This window comes from Pantoea sp. B270, from assembly GCF_018726825.1.
Lineage (GTDB): Bacteria > Pseudomonadota > Gammaproteobacteria > Enterobacterales > Enterobacteriaceae > Pantoea > Pantoea dispersa.
The window spans coordinates 2076401-2098401 of the sequence record NZ_JAHCSX010000001.1 but is presented as its reverse complement, the minus strand read 5'-3'; the positions used below and the strand labels follow the sequence as shown (position 1 = coordinate 2098401).

General features: G+C 60.0%; 16 protein-coding genes. 13 read left to right on the top strand and 3 right to left on the bottom strand.

What is annotated here, in order from left to right; genetic code table 11:
- Positions 1-65: 65 nt before the first annotated feature.
- The 13 genes from KOL70_RS10045 (at position 66) to KOL70_RS09985 (ending at position 20196) form a co-directional block, all read left to right on the top strand.
- On the top strand, positions 66-4946 hold the full coding sequence (locus KOL70_RS10045; protein WP_215480603.1) for an alpha-2-macroglobulin: 4881 nt from the start codon (positions 66-68) through the stop codon (positions 4944-4946).
- A gap of 27 nt (positions 4947-4973) precedes the next feature.
- Complete coding sequence (gene pbpC / locus KOL70_RS10040; protein WP_254185861.1) at positions 4974-7271, top strand: peptidoglycan glycosyltransferase PbpC; 2298 nt, start codon at positions 4974-4976, stop codon at positions 7269-7271.
- Positions 7272-7440: 169 nt separating this feature from the next.
- Positions 7441-7872: a nucleoside-diphosphate kinase gene (gene ndk / locus KOL70_RS10035; protein ID WP_021506555.1), complete on the top strand. Its 432-nt coding sequence runs from the start codon at positions 7441-7443 to the stop codon at positions 7870-7872.
- A 187-nt stretch (positions 7873-8059) separates the two neighbouring features.
- Positions 8060-9229, top strand: a complete 1170-nt coding sequence (locus KOL70_RS10030) for a bifunctional tRNA (adenosine(37)-C2)-methyltransferase TrmG/ribosomal RNA large subunit methyltransferase RlmN (protein ID WP_021506556.1) — start codon at positions 8060-8062, stop codon at positions 9227-9229.
- A 75-nt stretch (positions 9230-9304) separates the two neighbouring features.
- Positions 9305-10039 carry a type IV pilus biogenesis/stability protein PilW gene (gene pilW / locus KOL70_RS10025; RefSeq protein ID WP_058770850.1) on the top strand — a complete coding sequence of 245 codons (735 nt, stop codon included), beginning with the start codon at positions 9305-9307 and terminating at the stop codon, positions 10037-10039.
- A complete protein-coding gene (rodZ, locus tag KOL70_RS10020) occupies positions 10029-11051 on the top strand; it encodes a cytoskeleton protein RodZ (protein WP_215480601.1) in 1023 nt (340 codons plus the stop codon). Before pilW ends, rodZ begins: the two co-directional genes overlap by 11 nt.
- Positions 11052-11089: 38 nt before the next feature.
- Positions 11090-12211 (top strand): flavodoxin-dependent (E)-4-hydroxy-3-methylbut-2-enyl-diphosphate synthase, encoded by a 1122-nt coding sequence (ispG, locus tag KOL70_RS10015; RefSeq protein ID WP_021506559.1) that lies wholly within the window; start codon positions 11090-11092, stop codon positions 12209-12211.
- Positions 12212-12316: 105 nt separating this feature from the next.
- Complete coding sequence (gene hisS, locus KOL70_RS10010) at positions 12317-13591, top strand: histidine--tRNA ligase (protein ID WP_031279395.1); 1275 nt, start codon at positions 12317-12319, stop codon at positions 13589-13591.
- Between the two features lie 39 nt (positions 13592-13630).
- A complete protein-coding gene (locus KOL70_RS10005; RefSeq protein WP_021506561.1) occupies positions 13631-14248 on the top strand; it encodes a YfgM family protein in 618 nt (205 codons plus the stop codon).
- A 19-nt stretch (positions 14249-14267) separates the two neighbouring features.
- Positions 14268-15449 carry an outer membrane protein assembly factor BamB gene (bamB, locus tag KOL70_RS10000; RefSeq protein WP_058758300.1) on the top strand — a complete coding sequence of 394 codons (1182 nt, stop codon included), beginning with the start codon at positions 14268-14270 and terminating at the stop codon, positions 15447-15449.
- Positions 15450-15625: 176 nt separating this feature from the next.
- Positions 15626-17116 carry a ribosome biogenesis GTPase Der gene (gene der / locus KOL70_RS09995; RefSeq protein ID WP_021506563.1) on the top strand — a complete coding sequence of 497 codons (1491 nt, stop codon included), beginning with the start codon at positions 15626-15628 and terminating at the stop codon, positions 17114-17116.
- Positions 17117-17200: 84 nt separating this feature from the next.
- Positions 17201-17428 (top strand): zinc ribbon domain-containing protein, encoded by a 228-nt coding sequence (locus tag KOL70_RS09990; RefSeq protein WP_058758301.1) that lies wholly within the window; start codon positions 17201-17203, stop codon positions 17426-17428.
- A 329-nt stretch (positions 17429-17757) separates the two neighbouring features.
- Positions 17758-20196 (top strand): glucose/quinate/shikimate family membrane-bound PQQ-dependent dehydrogenase, encoded by a 2439-nt coding sequence (locus KOL70_RS09985; RefSeq protein WP_215480600.1) that lies wholly within the window; start codon positions 17758-17760, stop codon positions 20194-20196.
- An 86-nt stretch (positions 20197-20282) separates the two neighbouring features.
- On the opposite strand, the gene KOL70_RS09980 is transcribed toward KOL70_RS09985, so the two are convergent.
- From KOL70_RS09980 to KOL70_RS09970, 3 genes are all read right to left on the bottom strand, one after another.
- Positions 20283-20465: a general stress protein gene (locus KOL70_RS09980; RefSeq protein WP_071813581.1), complete on the bottom strand. Its 183-nt coding sequence runs from the start codon at positions 20463-20465 to the stop codon at positions 20283-20285.
- 102 nt (positions 20466-20567) lie between these two features.
- A complete protein-coding gene (locus KOL70_RS09975) occupies positions 20568-20897 on the bottom strand; it encodes a protealysin inhibitor emfourin (protein ID WP_150058764.1) in 330 nt (109 codons plus the stop codon).
- Entirely contained in the window at positions 20894-21907 is a 1014-nt protein-coding gene (locus KOL70_RS09970) for a M4 family metallopeptidase (protein WP_136548421.1), read from the bottom strand. The genes KOL70_RS09975 and KOL70_RS09970 overlap by 4 nt, the downstream gene beginning before the upstream one ends.
- Positions 21908-22001: the final 94 nt, after the last annotated feature.

Here is a 22001-nt window from a genome sequence, read left to right as displayed (position 1 = left end):
GCGGCTTGATGTGAAATTGCGCAGCACAACACGTTTAACCTTTTGGGGCTGGTGAGGGAATTACCATGGCAAGATGTGTAAAACGACTGCTGTTCAGCGTGCTGCTCGGCGGCGCATTACTGGGCGGCGCGCAGCCGTCGCTGCAGGCGGCTGATACGCCTGCGCCGCAGGCCGCGACACGCGATCTCGCGGTGATCGACCTGTCCGAGCTGCAGCTGGACGGCGCGGCGGCGCTGGTACTGACCTTTAACCGCGCGCTCGACGGTCAGCAGGATTTCAACCACTGGATCAGCCTCACCGATGACAGCAGCGGCAAGGTCGACGGAGGCTGGGAGCTGGCGCAGAACGGCAAAGTGCTGCGCTTCCGCCATCCGCAGCCGGCGCGCAAGCTCACCGTCACCGTCAATGCCGGCCTGAAGGCCGCGGATGGCAGTGCCTTAGCCAGCCCATTCAGCCAGACACTCACCACGCGCGACATCCAGCCGATGGTCGGTTTCGCCAGTCGTGGCTCGCTGCTGCCGCTGCGCCTGGCGCAGGGACTGCCGGTGCTGGCGCTCAACGTTAACCAGATCGATGTTGATTTCTTCCGGGTGAAAAATGCCTCGCTGGCGGATTTTCTCGCCCAGTGGAATTACGGCAACAATTTGTCGTACTGGGAATCGCGCGATCTGCTGAAAAACGCCGATCTGGTTTACAGCGGCCGCTTCGATCTCAACCCGGCACGCAATACGCGGGAAAAAATGCAGCTGCCGCTCGGCGACGTCGCGGCGCTGAAACAGCCGGGTGTCTATCTGGCGGTGATGAAACAGGCCGGCACCTACAACTACACGCAACCGGCGACACTGTTCACCCTGAGCGACATTGGTCTGTCGCTGCACCGTTTTCCCACCCAACTGGAACTGTTTACACAAAGCCTCGCCAGTGGCGATCCGCTGGCGTATGTCAGCGTGCAGCTACTGGATGAAAAAGGCCAACAGCTGGCGAGCGGCAGCAGCGACAGCGAGGGTCATCTGCGTTTAGCGGCTAACGCCAAAGGCAAGCTGCTGCTGGCGACCAGTAAAGGCCAGACTTCGCTCATCGACCTTAATCGCCCGGCGCTGGATCTCGCCGAATTCCCGATTGATGGTCCGCAAGGCTACGACAAGCAGTTCTTCATTTTTGGCCCGCGCGATCTCTATCGCCCCGGCGAAACGGTGATCGTTAATGCGCTGCTGCGCGATGCCGATGGCAAACCACTGCCGCCGCAGCCGGTGAAAGCTGAAGTGGTGCAGCCGAATGGTGAAGTGGCACAAACCTTCGTCTGGCAGCCAGAGAACGGCGTTTATCAACAACGTTTTGCCTTACCGGCCTCGGCGATGACCGGTAAATGGACGCTGCGTATTAACAGCGGCGACAACCAGCCGCGCAGCTGGCCGTTCAATGTAGAAGATTTCCTGCCCGAACGGATGGCGCTGTCGCTTAAAAGCAACACTCAGCCCCTGTCGCCAGATGCCGACGTCACCTTTGATGTTGAAGGTCGCTATTTGTATGGCGCACCAGCGGCAGGCAACGAACTACAGGGCCAGCTGTTCCTGCGTCCGGCGCGTGAAGCGGTCGCTGCGTTGCCAGGTTACCAATTTGGCGACATCACGGAGGAACTGAAACGTAGCCTTGATGATGTGGATGAAAAGCTGGACGACAGCGGCAGGCTGCAGCTTAAGGTCGAAAGCAGCTGGGCGGAGAGCCACTCTCCGCTCAACCTGATTTTGCAGGCCAGCCTGCTGGAGACCGGCGGTCGTCCGGTAACGCGCCGCGCCACGCAAGCGATCTGGCCTGCGGCCGCGCTGCCGGGCATACGTCCGTTGTTTAACAGCGAATCGGTGTACGACTATCGCACCGATCGTTATAACGACGAGCCAACCGTACCGGAAAACAGCCTCGCCGAATTTGACGTGGTATACGCCAATGCGCAGGGCGAAAAGCTGGCGGCGCAGGATCTTGATGTGCGATTGATCCACGAACGTCGCGACTACTTCTGGAGCTTCTCCGACAGCGAAGGCTGGCAGTCACGTTACGATGAAAAAGATCTGCAGGAAGAGCAGCAGCGCATCAGCATTGCGGCGGGCGGCAGCCAGAAAGTCAGCTTCCCGGTAGAGTGGGGCACCTATCGTCTTGAAGTGCATGCCGGTGACAACATCGTCAGCAGCGTGCGTTTCCAGGCTGGTTACTGGTGGCAGGACAACACTAACGGCACCGGCGCGCTGCGTCCGGATCAGGTCAAACTGAAGATCGACAAAGCCGCCTATCAACCCGGCGACACCGCGCGTGTCACGGTGGAATCCCCGGCGGCCGGCAAAGGCTATCTGCTGGTGGAGTCGAGCAGCGGCACCTTGTGGTGGCAACCGCTGGATGTGCCGGCGGGCGGCGCAACCATTGATGTGCCAGTCAGTGCGGAGTGGAAACGCCACGATCTCTATCTCAGCGCGATTGTGGTGCGCGACGGCGACAAAGCGAACGGCACCACGCCAAAACGCGCGGTCGGCTTGTTGCATCTGCCAATGGCAACCGCCGCGCGCCGCCTGACGCTGGCGCTTGAGGCACCGGACAGGATTCGGCCGGAACAAACCGTGCAAGTCAAGGTTAAAGCCCGCCGTGAGGGCGGTACGCTGCCGCAGCAGGTGCAGGTGTTGCTGTCGGCGGTGGACAGCGGCGTGCTGAGCATTACCGACTATGCCACCCCCGATCCGTGGAACGGCTTCTTTGGCCGCAAGCGCTACAACGCCGATCAGTATGACGTGTTCGGACAGTTGATTGAGGGCGGTGGCAAACTGGCGGCGCTGCGTTTTGGCGGTGACGGGGATGATGCCGATGCGCTGTCGCGCGGCGGTAAAAAGCCGGTCACCGAGGCGCAGATTGTGGCGCAGCAGCTGCAACCGGTGACGCTGGATGCCAGCGGCGAGGGCACGCTGGAATTGCCGGTACCGGCCTTCAACGGCGAGCTGCGGCTGATGGCGCAGGTGTGGAGCGAAGACAGTTTCGGCGCGGCGGATCGTAAAATGGTGGTCGCCGCACCGCTGGTAAGCGAACTGGCGACGCCGCGCTTTCTTGCCAGCGGCGATCAATCAACACTGGCGCTGGATTTGACCAACCTTACCGATCAACCTCAAACGTTGAACGTCGCGGTTAACGCCAGCGGCTTGATTGCACTCAACGGCCAAATCCCGGCCAGGGTGCAGCTGGCGAAGGGGGCGCGAACCACGCTGGCGATTCCGGTTAAAGCGCAGGACGGTTTTGGTGAAGGCGACGTGCAGGTGACCGTTTCGGGGCTGAGCCTGCCGAACGAGACGCTGGCACCGAGCGTGCGCCGCTGGAAGATTGGTGTGCGTCCGGCTTATCCGGCGCAAACCCTGAGTTTCGATAACGTAATGAACAGCGGGCAGCGCTGGCAGGTGATGGCGAGCGCTTTCAACGGCCTGCAGGCCAGCACGCTGAGTGGCCAGCTGTCGCTGAGTTCTCAGCCGCCGCTGAATATCGCCAGCTACATCAGCCAGCTTTACGCTTATCCCTATGGCTGTCTGGAGCAGACCGCCAGCGGCATCTGGCCTTCACTCTTCACTAATCACGCCCAGCTCAGCGCGATGGGCATCAAAACCAGCAGTGATGAGGCGCGCCGCGCGGCAATTGACACCGGCATTGCGCGCCTGGCCGGCATGCAGCGCGGTAACGGCAGCTTTGGCCTGTGGAGCAAAGAGAGCAGCGAGGAGTTCTGGCTCACCGCTTACGTCACTGACTTCCTGCTGCGCGCCAGCGAAGCGGGCTACAGCGTGCCGGAGGGCGTGATTAATCGCGCCGACCAGCGCCTGCTGCGTTATTTGCAGGATCCGGCGCAAATCGAAACCAGCTGGAGTAGCAATGCCGATGCGCTGCGTTTTAGCGTGCAGGCCTATGCGGGGCTGGTGCTGGCGCGTCAGCAGCAGGCGCCGCTCGGCGCGCTGCGGGCGCTGTATAACCAACGCGCCCAGGCGAAGTCCGGACTGGCGCTGGTGCAGCTTGGCGTGGCGCTACAGCAGATGGGCGATACGCAGCGCGCCCAGCTGGCGCTGATGCAGGGCATCGCGCTGCAACGCCAGCCTGACATGTGGCTGGGCGATTACGGCAGTCCGCTGCGTGACCGCGCGCTAACGCTGGCGCTGCTGACGGAAAATCAGCTGCTGCCGGCGCAGCAGGGGCCATTGCTAATTGAACTGGCGCAAACGCTGCACGGGCAGCGCTGGTTCTCTACGCAGGAGAACAATGCGCTGTTCCTCGCCGCGCGGACGCTGCAGCAGCATCAGGGTGAGACCTGGCAGGCCACGCTGCAGGACCGGCCGATGCGCAGCAATCGGCCGCTGAGTCTCGGACTGAGCGCGCAGCAGTTGCAGCAGGGCCTGACGGTGACCAGCGACACGCCGTCGCCGCTGTACGGTACGCTCAATGTGGTCGGCTATCCGCGCACTGCGCCGTCACCGGTCAGCAACGTGCTCAGCATCAGTCGCGAATACTTCACCCTGGACGGCAAACCGGCCGATCTCAATAACCTTAAGAGCGGTGAGCTGCTGGTGGTGCGGCTGAAGGTGGGTGCCAGTCAGCGCGTCAGCGATGCGCTGGTGGTGGATCTGCTGCCGGCTGGACTGGAGCTGGAAAATCAAAACCTGAGCGACAGCAGCGCCAGCCTGGGTGACAGTGCCGATGCGCTGAAAGAGAGCATGATGGACATGCAGCAGGCCAACATCAAACATCTTGAGTTCCGCGACGACCGCTTTGTCGCGGCGCTGGCGCTGGATGGCTACACGCCCGGTACGCTGCTGTATCTGGCGCGTGCGGTGACGCCAGGCAGTTATCGTCTGCCGCCACCGCAGGTGGAGTCGATGTATGTGCCCGCGTGGCGCGCCATCGGCACCACGCCGGAAAAAGTTCATGTGCGTTAAGCGCCCGTGACGCTGGGCCACCGACGCCTGTGCGGGCTGGCGCTGCTGTTACTGCTGCTGGTGGGCGCAGTATGGCTGCTGGACCGGCTCGATCCGCTGCCGCTGCGCCAGTTACAGCCGGCGCGGGTGGTGGTAGCGGAAGATGGCACGCCGCTGTGGCGCTTTGCCGATCGACAGGGCGTGTGGCGCTATCCGGTGACGCTGGACGAGGTGTCACCGGCCTATATTGAGGCGCTGCTGACCTACGAAGACCGCTGGTTCTGGCACCATCCCGGCATTAATCCGCTGGCGATAGTGCGCGCCGTCGGGCAAAACCTGCTGCAGCACGGCATTGTCTCCGGCGGCAGCACGCTGACTATGCAGGTGGCGCGGCTGATTGATCCGCAGCCGCGTACCCTGCGTGGCAAACTGGTGCAGGCGTGGCGCGCGCTGCAGCTGGAGTGGCATCTGTCGAAGCGCGAGATCCTCACGCTGTATCTCAACCGCGCCCCGTTTGGCGGCACGGTTGAGGGCGTCGGCGCCGCCAGCTGGATGTGGCTGGGCAAACCGGCCTCGCAGCTTACCCGCGGCGAGGCGGCGCTGCTGGCGGTGCTGCCGCAGGCACCCAGCCGTTTGCGCCCGGACCGCTGGCCGCAGCGCGCTGAAGCTGCCCGCAATAAAGTGCTGGACCGGCTGGCGCAGTATCAGGTGTGGCCGGCGCAGACCGTCGCCGAAATCAAACAGGAGCCGGTGTGGCTGCCGCCGCGTCAGCTGCCGCAGCTGGCACCGCTGCTGGCGCGCCGGCTGCTGTCGCTGTCGCCCGACAGCAAAATTACCTCGACGCTGGATGTGTCGCTGCAGCGCGAACTGGAGAACCTCGCTGCGTCGCTGCAAACCCGGCTGCCGCCGCGCACCTCGCTGGCACTGCTGGTTGTCGACCACAGCACCATGAAGGTGCGCGGCTACGTCGGCTCGGTGTCTTTCAATGACGACAGCCGCTTTGGTCATGTGGATATGATTGCCAGCGTGCGTTCGCCGGGATCGCTGCTCAAGCCGTTCGTCTACGGCATGGCGCTGGATGATGGCCTGATTCATGGCGAATCGCTGCTGCAGGATGTGCCACGCCGCTTTGGCGACTATCGTCCCGGCAATTTCGACAGTGGCTTTCACGGCCCGGTCAGCGCCAGCGAAGCGCTGCAGCGTTCGCTCAACCTGCCGGCGGTACAGCTGCTGGAGGCGCTTGGACCGAAAAACGTCGCCGCGCGGCTGCGCAACGTCGGCCTGAATCTGCGTTTTCCGGCGGGCGGTGAACCGAATCTGTCGCTGGTGCTGGGCGGCACCGGCGCGCGGCTGGACGACATTGTCGCCGCCTACAGCGCCTTTGCCCGCCACGGTAATGCTGCGCAGCTGCGCTGGCTGCCGCAGCAGCCGCTGCTGCAGCGCCCGTTACTGTCGCCCGGCGCGGCGTGGATTGTGCGCCGCATCCTCGCCGGTGAGGCGCAGCCTGCCGCCAGCGGGGCGGTTGCCGATATCGTGTCGCTGGCGTGGAAAACCGGCACCAGCTACGGCTATCGCGATGCCTGGAGCGTCGGTATCACGCCACGCTATCTGATTGGCGTCTGGGTGGGCAGGCCGGATGCCACACCGGTTGCCGGCCAGTTCGGTTACGCGTCGGCGGTGCCGGTGATGCAGCAGGTTAATCACCTGCTGGCGGGACACCTGCCGGCGCGCGGCGTGCCCGGCGATCCGCGCCCGGCAACGGTCAGCGCCGTCAGTATCTGCTGGCCCGGCGGCCAGCCGTTGCCCGCCGGCGACGAGAACTGCCGGCAGCGGCGTTACAGCTGGGTGCTGAATCAGACCGTGCCGCCAACGTTGCTGGCGCCGGGTCAGGAGGGCGTCAATGGCTTACGCCAGCGCTTCTGGCAAAACAGCAAAGGGCTGCGCGTGGCGGCGGATTGTCCGGATGCGCAAAGCCGGGAACGCGTGATGTGGCCGCTGCCGCTCGAGCCATGGCTGCCACCGGGCGAACGGCGGGCGCAGCGCCTGCCGCCAGTGGATGCGACCTGTCCGCCGCTGAATCAGGGGGACAGCGCGCCGCTGCTGGTGACCGGCGTGATCAATGGCCAGCGCGTGCAGCCGCTGCCCGGTAAGGTCGTATTGCTGCTGCCGGTGGCGGTGCAGGGCGGGCAGGGTACGCAGCGCTGGTGGTTTTTAAACGGGCAGCCGGTGGAACTGGCGGCGGGAAAAAACAGCGCCTCGCTGGTGCTGCGCGAGCCCGGTCGTTATCAGTTGGTGGTGATGGATGAGGCCGGGCAGCTGGCTTCGGTGTCCTTCACGCGTGGCTAAACGCAGCGCTATGGCATATTTTTTGCGTGTTTGCCCCGACAGAAATCAATTATTTTCAATAATTCCTCTCTTCACTCATAGGCAAGGCGCGCCGATCTCCCTATAATCGGCGCGTTTTCTTACCGGGAGCGGGTTCCCGGTTTCTTCAGGATGCTAATCAGAGGTAATCATGGCAATCGAACGCACTTTCTCCATCATCAAACCAAACGCCGTCGCTAAGAACGTGATTGGTGCTATCTACAACCGTTTCGAAAGCGCTGGCTTCAAAATCGTTGGTGCGAAAATGCTGCACCTGACCAAAGAGCAGGCTGAAGGCTTCTACGCGGAGCACAAAGGCCGTCCGTTCTTTGATGGTCTGGTTGAGTTCATGACTTCTGGCCCGGTTGTGGTATCTGTTCTGGAAGGCGAAAACGCTATCCAGCGTCACCGCGATCTGATGGGTGCAACTAACCCGGACAACGCGCTGGCCGGTACGCTGCGTGCTGACTACGCAGACAGCTTCACCGAAAACGCCACCCACGGTTCTGACTCTGCAGAATCTGCGGCACGCGAAATCGCTTACTTCTTCGCAGAAAACGAAGTCTGCCCACGTACCCGCTAAGTGCGCGGTAGCGGATGCGGACAGGCGTCTTTACACCTTGTAACCGGTGGCTAAGACGTTCCCCTGGCATCACGCAGCAGATGTAGTACAATTATGCGCCCTTGTTGAGCCTGGCTCAGCGAGGGCGCTGTTTTTTTCCTATTCTTAACCAGAGCCGTAACGTGTAACAACGAGGCCAGAGAACATTATGTCCGAACAGATTGTGACGCCGTCGTCCGCTTCCCCCGTGGTTGTTTCCCCGAAAAACGAAAAAATTAACCTGCTGGATCTTAACCGTCAGCAGATGCGCGAATTCTTTGTTGAGATGGGCGAAAAACCGTTCCGTGCCGATCAGGTCATGAAGTGGATGTACCACTACTGCTGCGATGATTTCGAGCAGATGACAGACATCAATAAAGTGCTGCGTGGCAAGCTGATGCAGCGCGCTGAAATTCGTGCGCCGGAAGTGGCGGAAGAGATGCGCTCCAGCGATGGCACCATCAAGTGGGCGATTCGCGTCGGCGATCAGCTGGTGGAAACCGTGTATATCCCGGAAGCCGACCGCGCCACGCTGTGCGTCTCCTCGCAGGTAGGCTGTGCGCTGGAGTGTAAATTCTGTTCGACCGCGCAGCAGGGCTTTAACCGTAACCTGCGCGTGTCTGAAATCATCGGTCAGGTATGGCGCGCGGCAAAAATTATCGGTGCCGCTAAAGTGACCGGCCAGCGTCCGATCACCAACGTGGTCATGATGGGCATGGGCGAGCCGCTGCTCAACCTTACCAACGTGGTACCGGCGATGGAGATCATGCTGGATGACTTCGGTTTCGGCCTCTCCAAACGTCGCGTGACGCTGTCGACCTCGGGCGTAGTGCCGGCGCTGGACAAGCTCGGCGATATGATCGACGTGGCGCTGGCGATTTCGCTGCACGCACCGAATGACACCATCCGCGATGACATCGTGCCAATCAACAAAAAGTACAACATCGAAGCCTTCCTGGCGGCGGTGAAGCGCTACATTGGCAAATCCAACGCCAATCAGGGCCGCGTGACGATTGAGTACGTGATGCTGGATCACGTCAACGACAGCACCGAACATGCGCATGAGCTGGCGGCGCTGCTGAAAGAGACGCCGTGCAAGATCAACCTGATTCCGTGGAACCCCTTCCCGGGCGCGCCGTATGGCCGCAGCTCGAACAGCCGTATTGACCGCTTCTCCAAAGTGCTGATGGAGTACGGTTTCACCACCATCGTGCGTAAAACGCGCGGCGACGACATTGATGCCGCCTGTGGTCAGCTGGCGGGCGATGTTATCGACCGCACCAAGCGTACGCTGCGTAAAAAAATGGCCGGTGAAGCCATCTCTGTGAAGGCGCTCTGAAAGATCGCGCCCGCTGCTACGCATCGGGCGTCAGGCATGGCAGTCTCTGCGCTGAACTGACAGGGAGAGACTAAGATGCGTAAAGGATTACCCGCCGCGCTGCTGGCCGGCTTTGTTGTAACCGGGTGTGTCGAAGCACCGGCGCGGCACGGCGCGGCCGATATCCGGCTGCAGCTGGGATTGCACTATCTGGCGGTGAAGGATTATGCCGCGGCGCAGCGCAATTTGCTGCGCGCGCAGCAGGCCGCGCCGCGCGATTACCGGGTGCCGCTGGCGCTTGCGCGCGTCGCGCAGGCACAGCAGAATAACGCCCGGACGCGCCATTACTACCAGCGCGCGCAGCAGTTAGCGCCGCTGAATGGTTATGTGGCTAACAATTACGGTGCGTTTCTCTGCGGTTTGAGGCAGTATGACGAAGCGCATCAACAGTTTAAGCTGGCAACTGAAGCGCAGCACAGCGATGCCGCTCAGGATGCCCTGCTGTTTTCGGGCTATTGTTACCTGCAGGCGGGAGAGGATCGCGCCGCGCGCCAGCAGTTCGATCTCGCGCTGGATGCCGCACCGGAGCAGGGCAGTATGCTGCTGACGGAAGTGGAACGACGGCTTGAACAGCAGCAGTGGGCTTCAGTGCCGCTGCTTTTAGAAGTTTACCATCAGCATTTGCCGGCAACGGCAGAGAGTCTGGGGTTACAGATACGTTTCGCCGCGCAACAGGGAAACGCTGCTGACGTTACACGTTATGGCGACCGGTTGGCGCGAAGTTTTCCACAATCGATACAGTACCAGCGTTATTTAGCTAATGAATACTGAAGCCACTCAAGAGAATTCTGCAGTACATTCCACAGGTGAACGCCTGCGTCTGGCCCGTGAGCAGATGGGGCTGACCCAGCAAAACGTCGCTGAGCGCCTGTGCCTGAAACTTTCTACCGTGCGTGATATTGAAGAGGATAAATCCCCGGCGGATTTGGCCTCGACCTTCCTGCGCGGCTACATTCGCTCTTATGCGCGTCTGGTGCATGTACCTGAAGATGACCTGCTGCCGATGATGGCGAAGCAGGCTCCGGTGCGTGCGGCGAAAATTGAGCCGATGCAGAGCTTCTCACTGGGTAAGCGTCGTAAAAAGCGTGACGGCTGGTTGATGATCTTCACCTGGCTGGTGATTTTCGTGGTGGTCGGCCTGACAGGCGCCTGGTGGTGGCAGAACCATAAAGCCTCGCAGGCGGATCTGGTGTCGATGGCTGACCAGAACGGCAGCAGCAGCGACAACAGCCAGTCGATTCCGCTGGGTGACAACAGCACGGACAGCACTTCCGACAGCGACACTAACGCGGCCGGTACGCCGATTGACACCGGTGCCGGTGCGGTCAGCACGCCAGACAACGCTGGCAGCACTAATACTGCGCCAGCAGCGACCAGCAGCAACACGGCAACCAGCAGCGACAACGCGGTGGTGTCGCCGAGCCAGGCGCCGATTGATAACGCACCGCCAGCGGCCACCTCACCGGCGCCGGCCAACAGCGTGCCGGCAGGCTCAATGCCAACCGGTACCGCTGCCGTCAGCCAGTCTGCGGGCGATCCTAACGCCGTAGTGATGAACTTCAAAGCTGACTGCTGGCTGGAAGTCACCGATGCGACCGGTAAGAAGCTGTTCAGCGGATTGCAACGTAGCGGCGGTAAACTCAGCCTGTCCGGCACTGCTCCGTATCGTCTGAAAATTGGCGCTCCGGGTGCGGTTGAAGTGCAATATCAGAATCAGCCCGTTGATTTAAGTCGTTTTATCCGTAATAACCAGGTTGCCCGTCTGACGCTGGGTGCGCAATAACGCGCAGCGCGCTTTCCGGGTAATTGTGGAGAGAGAATATGCATAACGAAGCACCCATTATCCGTCGCAAATCTACACGTATTTACGTCGGCAAGGTGCCGGTTGGCGATGGCGCGCCTATCGCCGTTCAGTCAATGACCAACACCCGTACCACGGACGTCGAAGCTACGGTGAATCAGATCCGTCAGCTGGAGCGCGTCGGCGTGGATATCGTGCGTGTGTCCGTGCCCACCATGGATGCGGCGGAAGCCTTCAAACTGATTAAGCAGCAGGTCAACGTGCCGCTGGTAGCGGACATTCACTTTGACTACCGCATCGCTCTGAAAGTGGCCGAGTACGGCGTCGATTGCCTGCGCATTAACCCGGGCAACATCGGTAACAACGAGCGTATTCGCCAGGTAGTGGACTGCGCCCGTGACCACAATATTCCGATCCGTATCGGCGTTAACGCCGGTTCGCTGGAAAAAGATCTGCAGGAAAAATACGGTGAGCCAACGCCGCAGGCGCTGCTCGAATCCGCGATGCGTCATGTTGATCACCTCGATCGCCTCAACTTTGACCAGTTCAAAGTGAGCGTCAAAGCCTCCGATGTGTTCCTGGCGGTGGAATCTTACCGTCTGCTGGCAAAAGCCATTGATCAGCCATTGCACCTTGGCATCACCGAAGCCGGTGGCGCGCGTGCGGGAGCGGTGAAATCAGCGATCGGCCTTGGTCTGCTGCTGGCGGAAGGGATTGGCGATACGCTGCGCATTTCGCTGGCCGCCGACCCGGTTGAAGAGGTCAAAGTCGGCTACGACATCCTGAAATCACTGCGCATCCGCTCACGCGGCATCAACTTCATCGCCTGCCCGACCTGTTCGCGCCAGGAGTTTGACGTCATTGGCACGGTGAACGCGCTGGAAGAGCGGCTGGAAGACATCATCACGCCGATGGACGTCTCGATCATTGGCTGCGTGGTGAACGGTCCCGGCGAAGCCACGGTCTCGACGCTCGGCGTCACCGGCGGCAACAAGAAGAGCGGTTTCTACGAAGATGGCGTGCGCCAGCGCGATCGCCTCGACAACAATGACATGATCGATCAGCTGGAAGCGCGCATCCGTGCAAAAGCCACCATGCTGGACGAGAGCCGTCGCATCAACGTGCAGCAGTTGGAAAAATAAAGGAAGGTGTGCGCCCGGCGCACGCCAGTTGTGATTGAACCTGTGCGGTTTCATCCTCATAAGGTATGATGCCGGACAGGTTTTTTTGTATTAAGAGATTCTAACGTGGCGAAGAATATTCAAGCGATTCGCGGGATGAACGATTACCTGCCGGCAGATACCGCCATCTGGCAGCGTATTGAGGGCACCCTGAAGCAGGTGCTGGCCAGCTACGGCTACAGTGAAATCCGTCTGCCAATCGTCGAGCAAACCCCACTGTTCAGCCGCGCGATCGGTGAAGTCACCGACGTGGTTGAAAAAGAGATGTACACCTTTGAAGACCGCAACGGCGAGAGCCTGACGCTGCGTCCGGAAGGCACCGCAGGCTGCGTGCGCGCCGGTATAGAACATGGTCTGCTGTACAATCAGGAGCAGCGCCTGTGGTACATCGGTCCGATGTTCCGCTACGAGCGTCCGCAGAAGGGGCGCTATCGCCAGTTCCACCAGATGGGTGTCGAAGTGTTTGGCCTGCAGGGGCCGGACGTGGACGCCGAGCTGATCATGCTGACCCATCGCTGGTGGAAAGCGCTGGGTATTGCTGACCACGTTGAGCTGGAGCTGAACTCCATCGGTTCACTGGACGCGCGCGCCAACTACCGCAGCGCGCTGGTGGCCTTCCTCGAACAGCATAAAGAGGTGCTGGACGAAGATTGCAAACGCCGCATGTATACCAATCCGCTGCGCGTGCTGGACAGCAAAAATCCGGATATTCAGACGCTGCTTAACGACGCGCCGACGCTGGGTGAATTCCTCGACGAGGAGTCACGTGAACACTTCAGCGGCCTGTGCGCGCTGCTCGACGATGCCGGCATCAAATACCGCATCAATCAGCGCCTGGTACGCGGCCTCGACTACTACAACCGCACCGTGTTCGAATGGGTGACCAGCAGCCTCGGCTCGCAGGGCACCGTGTGCGGCGGCGGTCGCTATGATGGTCTGGTGGAGCAACTGGGCGGCCGCGCGACGCCGGCGGTCGGTTTTGCCATGGGGCTCGAGCGTCTGGTGCTGCTGGTGCAGGCGGTGAATCCGGAATTTGAACCGACGCGCATTGTTGATGTCTATGTTATCGCTTCGGGGCAGGGCGTGCAGTCCGCCGCGATGCAACTGGCGGAAAAACTGCGTGATGCCGACCCGGCGCTGAAGCTGATGACCAACTTCGGCGGCGGTAACTTCAAAAAGCAGTTTGCCCGTGCAGACAAGTGGGGCGCACGCATTGCGCTGGTGCTGGGCGAAGACGAAGTGAAAGCGGGCCAGGTGGTGATTAAAGACCTGCGCACCGGCGATCAGCAGACGCTGGCGCAGAGCGACGCCGCCGCGACGCTGCACACGCTGCTGCAGTAAGCGCAGCACTGCAACAGGCATTTTAAGGAGAGGGATTGCGTGGAAGTTTACAGCAACGAAAACGAACAGGTTGATGCGCTGCGTCGCTTCTTTGCCAATAATGGCAAAGCACTGGCGGTCGGGGTTATCGTCGGTATCGCTGCGCTGGGTGGCTGGCGTTTCTGGAGCAGCCATCAGGAAGGAGCGGACAAAGCCGCGTCGGCGCAGTATCAGCAGCTGACCAGCGCCATGCAGGCAGACAAGCCGCAGACGCTGGAAGCGGTCGCCAGCTTCGCCAGCGAGAACAACAACACCTACGGTGCGCTGGCCGCGCTGGATCTGGCTAAACAGTACGTTGCCGCCAATCAGTTAGACAAAGCCATCACGCTGTTACAGAGCGGGCTGAAAGACACCAAAGATGCCAATCTGCAGGCGGTGATCAACCTGCGTCTGGCACGCATTCAACTGCAGCAAAATCAGGCCGATGCCGCCCTTACTACCCTGAACAATGTGAAGGGTGATGGCTGGACAGCTATTGTGGCGGACATTCGTGGCGAAGCACTGCTGAGCAAAGGCGATAAGCAGGGCGCCCGTGATGCCTGGAGCAAAGGTGCGGAATCGCAGGCATCTCCTGCGCTGAAGCAGATGCTGCAGATGAAGATGAATAACTTAAGTTAAGCCAGTCAAGAGAGCGCACATGGAATTACGTAAATACCTGCTGCCAGGGCTGATGTCAGTCACTCTGCTCAGCGGTTGCTCGCTGTTCAGCGGCGAAGAAGATGTAGTGAAAATGGCCCCGCTGCCGAAGGTTGAAAACCAGTTCACGCCGGAAACCGCGTGGAGCACCTCGGTCGGTGACGGCGTGGGTGATTTCTACTCCAATCTGCATCCCGCCTGGCAGGACGGCACCGTGTATGCCGCCGACCGCTTCGGTATCGTGAAAGCGCTCGACGCCAGCAACGGCAAAGAGAAGTGGAAAGTGAACCTCTCTGAGAAGACCGGCTTCTTCTCGAAAAACATTTCGGCACTGCTGTCTGGCGGTATTACGGCCAATGGCGATCGCCTCTACATCGGTAGCGAGCGGGGACAGGTATTTGCCCTGAACAGCAGCGACGGCAGCATTGCCTGGCAGACCAAAGTGGCTGGCGAAGCGCTGTCGCGTCCGGTGGTCAGCGATGGTCTGGTATTGATTCACACCAGCAACGGTATGCTGCAGGGGCTCGATCAGAGCAGCGGCGCGGTGAAATGGAGCGTGAACCTGGATATGCCAGCGCTGTCGCTGCGCGGTGAATCGGCGCCTGCGGTGGCGTTCGGTGGCGCGATTGTTGGCGGTGATAACGGTCGCGTCAGCGCGGTGATCATGAACCAGGGCCAGCTGATCTGGCAGCAGCGTATCTCCCAGCCAAGCGGTGCGACCGAGATCGATCGTCTTAACGATGTCGACACCACGCCGGTGATCGTCAATGGCGTGGTTTATGCGCTGGCCTACAACGGTAACCTGACGGCGCTGGATCTGCGTTCCGGTCAGATTCTGTGGAAGCGTGAAATCGGCGGCGTCAAAGATCTGATCGTCGATGCCGGTCGCATCTATCTGGTGGATCAGGATGACCGCGTGATTGCGCTCAACGCCGATGGCGGCGTGGCGATCTGGCGTCAGAGCGATCTGCTGCACCGTAACCTGACGTCGCCGGTGCTGTTCAACGGTTACCTGGTGGTCGCCGATAGCGAAGGCTATGTGCACTGGATCAACACCCTGGACGGCCGCTTCGTGGCGCAGCAGAAACTGGACAGCGATGGCTTCCAGACCGAGCCAGTCGTGGCCGGTGACAAGCTGCTGATCCAGGCGAAAGGCGGTGAGGTCTACGCCATCACCCGTTAAGGCGATGGCCCGACGGGCAGCGTTTCGCACGCATTGATACGGCTCCTGATTCGTCAGGGGCCGTTCTGTTTTTAGTCAGGCATGATATTCTTGGCGCCTGCGGCCTGAACCTGACGGCAAATGCCGTTATAATCACGCCATTCGGGCGATTTATTTTTAAAACTGAGGCAAGTGTTATGGTACCTGTGGTCGCGCTGGTTGGGCGTCCCAATGTGGGGAAATCCACGCTGTTTAACCGCTTAACGCGCACACGTGATGCGTTAGTGGCCGATTTCCCTGGACTGACTCGCGATCGCAAATATGGTCGCGCCGAAGTGGAAGGGCGCGAATTTATTGTTATCGATACCGGCGGTATTGATGGCACCGAGGAAGGCGTGGAAAACCGCATGGCGGAGCAGTCGCTGCTGGCGATTGAAGAGGCCGATGTGGTGCTATTTTTAGTCGATGCGCGCGCTGGCGTCATGCCTGCGGATCAGCAGATCGCCAATCATCTGCGTTCGCGCGATAAAGCGACATTCCTCGTTGCCAACAAAACTGACGGTCTCGATCCGGATGCTGCGGTGCTGGACTTCTACGCGCTCGGCCTGGGTGAGATTCACCCGATTGCCGCGTCGCACGGTCGTGGCGTCACCAGCCTGCTGGAAACCGCGCTGCTGCCGTGGATGGATGACATCGCGCCGCGGGAAGTCAGCGAAGAGGACGAAAACGAAGCCTACTGGGCCGCGTTAGCCGCCGAAGAGAACGGTGAAGCGCTGGAGGAAGAAGAGGAAGAAGCCTTCGATCCGACCGGTCTGCCGATCAAACTGGCGATTGTCGGGCGTCCGAACGTAGGTAAGTCAACGCTCACCAACCGTATCCTCGGTGAAGACCGTGTGGTGGTGTACGACATGCCGGGCACCACGCGTGACAGCATCTACATTCCGATGGAGCGTGATGACCGCGAGTACATTCTGATTGATACCGCGGGCGTGCGTAAGCGCGGCAAAATCACTGATACGGTGGAAAAATTCTCCGTCATCAAAACGCTGCAGGCGATTGAAGATGCCAACGTGGTGATGCTGGTGATTGACGCGCGCGCGGGCATTTCCGATCAGGACCTGTCGCTGCTCGGCTTTATCCTGAATAGTGGGCGCTCACTGGTGATTGTGGTCAACAAGTGGGATGGCCTGTCGCAGGAGATTAAAGATGAAGTGAAAGAGACGCTGGACTTCCGTCTCGGCTTTATCGACTTCGCGCGCGTGCACTTTATCTCGGCACTGCACGGCAGCGGCGTGGGCAACCTGTTCGAATCCGTGACCGAAGCGTACGACTGCTCGACCAAACGCGTAAATACCTCCATGCTGACACGTATCATGAACATGGCTGCTGATGACCATCAGCCGCCGCTGGTGCGTGGCCGCCGCGTGAAACTCAAATATGCGCATGCCGGTGGTTATAACCCGCCGATTGTGGTGATTCACGGTAATCAGGTGAAGGATCTGCCGGATTCCTACAAGCGTTACCTGATGAACTACTTCCGCCGCTCGCTGAACGTGATGGGAACGCCGATTCGCATCCAGTTTAAAGAGGGTGATAACCCGTATGCGGGCAAACGCAACCTGCTGACGCCAACCCAGCAGCGTAAGCGTAAGCGTCTGATATCGCATCTGAAGAAAAACAAACGCTAAACATGATGAGGGCCCGGATGGGCCCTCTTTTTTTGGCGTAACATCCGGTTTATCACGATCCTCAGCCACGATTCCGGAGTCATCATGCTCACCCCATGCCCTCACTGTCAGCAACCGCTCACTTACAGCGAACAACGCTTCGATTGCCCGCACTGCCAGCGTCATTTCACCGCGCTGGCCTGCTGTCCCGACTGCCAGCAGCCGCTGCAGGTGCTAAAAGCGTGCGGTGCCATAGATTATTTCTGTACCCACGGTCACGGCCTGATCTCCAGCAGGCGCGTGCATTATCGCCCGGAAGACGTCATGGAATGAGGGTTTGCGATAGCGCGAAGTGGCGCTGGCTGCTCGCTTCGCGCTGCGTTTGTAGCAAAAATGCTATTGCCCAGTAACTACCACGTTATGGATGTTCACTTTTAATTGTACCGGATGGTACAATCCTGCCCGCCTTGTCGGCAATGCCAGCGGATATTGATCCTGCGGCCTCGCTCACAAGCGCTGCATAACGGGCGTAGCTCCCGTACCAACAGATATAAAATAAAGCGTAACGGATAACTTCCTGTCCCTGCTCAGTCAGGAAGACATTGACCGGCTGCTCCCGCATTCCGGCCGCCACGCGTTATTTTTTCAGGAGAGTTTGTGTTATGGCAGAAAATTCCGCTCGTCCCGGTAAAGGGTTGAGTCTCTGGTCCGTGTTATTCGGGCTGGTCCTGCTGGCGATCGGCCTGTTCTTCGCGATCGGTGGCGGTAAACTGGTGGCCCTGGGCGGCAGCTGGTACTTCCTCATTGCCGGTATCGTCATGTTACTGTCGGCGATTCAGTTCTTTCGCCGTAAATCCTCGGCGGTTACGCTGTTTATTCTGGTCTTCGCCGGTACGCTGATTTGGGCGCTGTACGATGCTGGCTGGCAGTTCTGGCCGCTGGTGTCGCGCCTGATGGTGCCGGCCGGCCTGATGGTGCTGGCGTTTATTACCTGGCCGGCGCTGCGTAAGCGTGAAGGCAAGGCCTCGCTGGCGAAGCTTTCGTATGCGCTGTCAGCAGTGATTGCCGTTGGTATGGTGGTCACCTTTGTCCAGATGTTCCAGCCGCATCCGACCGTGGCCTTCACCGGCAAGCAGCTGCCGTTGATCCCGGTAGATAAAAGCAAACCGCAGCAGGACTGGAGCAGCTACGGCCGTACGCCGCAGGGTGACCGTTTTGCCGCTATCGACCAGATTACCCGCGACAACGTGAAAGACTTGCAGGTTGCCTGGACGTTCCATACCGGCGACACGCCGATCAGCCCGACCGGTAACGGTGCAGAAGATCAGGAAACGCCACTGCAGGTGGGTAATACCCTGTATCTGTGTACGCCGCACAACAATGTGATTGCGGTGGAAGCCGACAGCGGTAAGCAGATCTGGAAGCGCGAAATCAATGCGCAGGCGCAGGTGTGGAACCGCTGCCGTGGTCTGGCGTACTTTGATGCCACCAAACCGGTACAGCAGCCAACGCAGCCGGGCTCCACGCCGGTGCCAGCGGTAACGCTGACGGCGGGCGATAGCTGCCAGCGTCGCATCCTGATGAACACCATCGATGCACGTCTGATTGCCATCAACGCCGATAACGGCGAGCTGTGTGAAAACTTCGGCAACCACGGCGTGGTCGATCTGAAGCAAGGTCTTGGCAGCGCGCCGGACCCGCAGTATCAGCTGACCTCGCCGCCGCAGGTAGCGGGCACCACGGTCGTGGTGGGCGGTCGCGTCGCGGATAACGTCCAGACAGACATGCCTGGCGGCGTTCTGCGTGGCTTCGACGTCATCACCGGCCAGATGCGCTGGGCGTTTGACCCGGGCAATGAAGATCCGAATGCCGTGCTGATGCCGGGTCAGGATTACACCCGCAGCACGCCAAACTCATGGGCGCCAATCTCTTACGATCCGGCGATGAACACCGTGTTCCTGCCGATGGGCAGCTCGTCGGTGGACCTGTGGGGTGCCAACCGTACCGCGCTGGATCACAAATATGGTGCGTCGGTGCTGGCGCTGGATGCCACCACCGGTAAAGAGAAGTGGGTGTATCAGACGGTCCACAATGACCTGTGGGACTTCGACCTGCCAATGCAGCCGAGCCTGGTGGACTTCCCGATGAAGGACGGCACCACCAAACCTGCGGTGGTGATCGGCGGGAAAACCGGCATGATCTGGGTGCTGGATCGCCTGACCGGCAAACCTTTGACCAAAGTTGAAGAGTTGCCGATGCCGCAGGGCCATATCCCGAACGAGCAGTACACCAAAACTCAGCCGCACTCGGTAGAAATGCCAAACATTGGCAATCAGAAACTGACCGAGTCAGACATGTGGGGCGCCACGCCGTTTGACCAGCTGGCTTGCCGTATTGCCTTTAAAGGCATGCGTTATGACGGCCTGTTCACCGTGCCGGACACCGATGTTTCGCTCAGCTTCCCGGGCTCGCTCGGTGGCATGAACTGGGGCAGCATCTCGTTCGATCCGAACAACCAGTACATGTTCGTCAACGATATGCGCCTTGGCCTGTGGGTGCAGATGATTCCGCAGGACACCACCAAATCGGCTGCCAGCAACGGCGGTGAAGCCATCAACACCGGCATGGGTGCGGTACCGCTGAAAGGCACGCCGTACGCAGTAAACAAAAACCGCTTCATGTCGCCGCTGGGCATTCCATGCCAGGCTCCGCCGTTCGGTACGCTGTCGGCCATCGACATGAAGACCCGTCAGATTGTGTGGCAGGTGCCGGTGGGTACGGTGCAGGATACCGGTCCGTTTGGTATCAAAATGCATGCGCAGATGCCGGTCGGTATGCCGACGCTGGGCGGTACGCTGGCAACGCAGGGCGGTCTGGTATTTATTGCCGGCACCCAGGATTACTACCTGCGCGCCTTCGACAGCTCAACCGGTAAAGAAGTGTGGAAAGCACGTCTGCCGGTGGGCAGCCAGGGCGGACCGATCAGTTATGTTTCGCCGAAAACCGGCAAACAGTACATCCTGATCTCCGCAGGCGGTGCGCGTCAGTCGCCGGATCGCGGTGATTACGTGATTGCTTACGCGCTGGCCGACAGCAAGTAAGCCGCAGTAAAAGAAAGGCCGACATCATGATGTCGGCCTTTTTTATTAACCGTCCGTGGCGTACTCCTTCCTGTAAGGATCCTTACTTACTTCTGCTTAGAGGGGCGACGGCTTTTTTGACCTCCTTTTCTTCCAGCTTCCCTGGCTCTCTCAGGATCGTTCCTGAAATTGCCCCCACTGACTTTGCCGCCCGCGCTACCGGCTTCCCTGGCGCGCTCCGGGTCCTCTGCAAAGTTCCCGGCACCGCCTCGTTGCTTGGTTTGTGTCATAGCAGAGACCTCATCTAAGGGTATTTTCTTTGATGTGGACTAGCTAGCCACGTTATCCAGTATAGTCAGTTAGTTACGGCGATGCTCTGGGAACTGTCTAAGTTATTCTTCGCCGTCGCGCCACAGCGCCTGCAGTTCAGGAGGCGCAACGTTTTCCGGAATCAGGATCACAATCGTTCCGGCTTCGCGGTGGGTCGCGTAGCTTATCTGGATGCGGAAATAGCGCTGGTCGCCACGACCGATGCTGGCGGCCTGTTCCTCCGGCTCGCCGAGCGGCAGCGCCTGCTCCAGCACGTTGCACACGCGCTGCTTCTGCGGTTCCGGCAACTGCGCCAGCGCAAATCGCCGCTCGCTGCGCAGGCCGGGGATAAATGCAATGCCGCCTTCACGCGCCAGCTCAATGATGGAGTCATCGGTCAGCTGAATATTCACCTTACACCTACCTCGTGCCACGCGGACTGGATCGCCTGTGCCACCGTATTATCAAAACGTTTTGCGGCATGCTGTACGGTAAAGCGCGCAAAGGTGCTGAAGTCGGCATCCTGCGGCAATTCCTTATCGCACAGCGTGTCGTACCATGCCTGACCGGCCCGTTCCCAGGCAAAGCCGCCCAGCGCGGTCGCCGCCAGATAGAAGGCGCGATTAGGAATGCCGGAGTTAAGATGCACGCCGCCGTTGTCTTCGCGCGTGTCGATATAGTGATCCATATCGGCAGGCTGCGGATCTTTGCCGAGCAGCGGATCGTCATAGGCGGTACCGGGCGCGGACATCGAGCGCAGGCCGCTGCCCTTAATACCTGCCGCCAGCAGCCCTTCGCCGATGATCCAGTCGGCCTGATCGGCGCTTTGCCTGAGGTGATACTGCTTCACCAGCGAGCCAAACACATCGGACATCGATTCGTTGAGCGCACCCGCCTGCTGAAAGTAAATCAGCCCGGCTTCGGTTTCGGTCACGCCGTGCGTCAGCTCGTGCGCGACCACATCAATGGCAATGGTAAAGCGATTGAAGATCTCACCGTCGCCGTCGCCAAATACCATCTGCTGGCCATTCCAGAAGGCGTTCTGGTATTCCCTGCCGTAATGCACGGTGCCATCCAGTTTCAGGCCTTTGTTGTCCAGCGAGTTGCGCTGGTAGATCTGCCAGTAGAAATCATAGGTGATGCCGAGATAGTTCCACGCTTCGTCGGCGGCGACGTCACCGTTACCGGGCTGGCCCTCCTCACGGATCAAGGTGCCGGGCAGATTTTGCGTATTACCCGCATCGTAGATAGCGCGCAAAACACTGCCGGGCTGCGCGGTGCTGGCTGCGCTGGTGGTGTGAGGATGTTCCGCCATCAGCTGTTGCACGTGGGTGAGGGTGCGCCGCGCGTAATCCTGCTGTGCGCCGGAACAGTTATCGATGATGTTTCGCAGAATGTACGGAGGAATAACGCTGTAAGGCATGTCGGACTCCCTGACGGATGGGTATGTCAGAAAGTATAGACCCGCTTATCAATCGCGCGCCGCTGCGTCTGCAGTACGCGCGATTTACGGGGTT